This window comes from Methanosarcina baikalica (assembly GCF_031461075.1).
Classification (GTDB): domain Archaea; phylum Halobacteriota; class Methanosarcinia; order Methanosarcinales; family Methanosarcinaceae; genus Methanosarcina; species Methanosarcina baikalica.
On sequence record NZ_JAVKPK010000148.1, the window covers coordinates 1 to 1,417 of the forward strand.

Consider the following 1,417-nt stretch of genomic DNA (forward strand, 5'->3'; position numbering starts at 1 on the left):
AATTGCCTAGACACTAGTGAACGTACCTCTTATGAATCCACATAAGCTTTTTACAGCATTAATTGTTCTATCCCTATATGTTTCATATGCAATTTTAAACGATATGTCGAAATAATAAATTACCAGACTGAAGAAAAACAGAGCAAATATATAAACTACTACGTTTATATAATTCCCATCAGGCAAAATTCTAAACATCCTTGCAAGAAAAAAATTGGTTAAAAACATCGGAAAGCTTAAATCACTCAGGAACTTGATTACTTGTGACTTTGTTTCATAACGTGGGTACGCTCCTTTCTGAATTATATATATCCCCAAAGTGAAATCTGATAATCTAGCCAGAGGGCACCAGTACGGAGTATTTTGAGCCCCTACTGGCAAAGACATACCTATAAAATATGATAACAGTATAATGAAAAATAGAGCTGGAAACCCATATTCTTTTAATATTTTCGAGAGCATAGGATATAATAAATACATTACAACAATTAGACCTACAAACCACCCCACACCATTTATCTCTCCTCCAAGCACTTGTTCCTGAAAATATGTTTGAAACCCAGTGAACGATTTTAAAAATTCAACTGGAGAAACGGGAAGATTAAGAAACACTTTATCAAATGCAATAGCAAGCCCTAAAGAGAGCCAGTAAGCAGGATATATCCGAATTAACCTTTTTTCCATGAAGTTTCTGTAATTGAAATTGCTACTGAGTTTAGGTCCGTATGTGTATTCGATGACTGCTCCGCTGACAATTATAAAAATTATTACTCCCCAATTCCCTAGTGCATCATTAATAATATTACCAATTCCAATATTTGTTAATAATGGGGCGAGAAAAGAAGAAAGAGAAGGGACTTTTTCTTCAGCTACATGCAATGCGACTATCAAAATAATAGAGATAATCCGTAGTAGATCGAAAATTAATAACCTATTTTTTTTCTCAGTCATCATCTTTCACTTCCACGGACTCTGGTCCAAAATCTAGTGATTTTTGCATTTCTTGATTGAAAATCTGAATTCGTAAGAAGAATTCAGCCTCCAATCAAAATTAACATTCGATCTCTAAAGACTTTAACCCAGAAGTAGAATCACAAGGATTGTAACCAATTACAAAATCTAGTGATTTTTAATTTTATGTTCATCACTAGATTTTGGTATTGAGTCAATTCACAACATAAATAAAATTTTGTATATGTCTTCTATGTAATAAAGTTTTTGATGTATCAAAATAAATTATCTGAATCGCCTTTAAATTTTGATACTAACGTAATATAAAACACACACAAGAGTAGCTTTCTAACGCTTAAACGATGACGTATGAGATTCTCTTAAGGAATGAGGAAAATATAACCTCAAATTTTCAGTTTGGGAATTGATCTATAGTTCTATTTCCCCAAATAATCATTTCTAGCAA

At 32.3% G+C, this 1,417-nt stretch carries 1 protein-coding gene; it reads right to left on the reverse strand.

Annotated features, from left to right (window positions below; all coding sequences use genetic code 11):
- Nucleotides 1-6 precede the first annotated feature (6 nt).
- Nucleotides 7-954 carry an acyltransferase family protein gene (locus RG963_RS16455; protein ID WP_310577355.1) on the reverse strand — a complete coding sequence of 316 codons (948 nt, stop codon included), beginning with the start codon at nucleotides 952-954 and terminating at the stop codon, nucleotides 7-9.
- Nucleotides 955-1,417 lie beyond the last annotated feature (463 nt).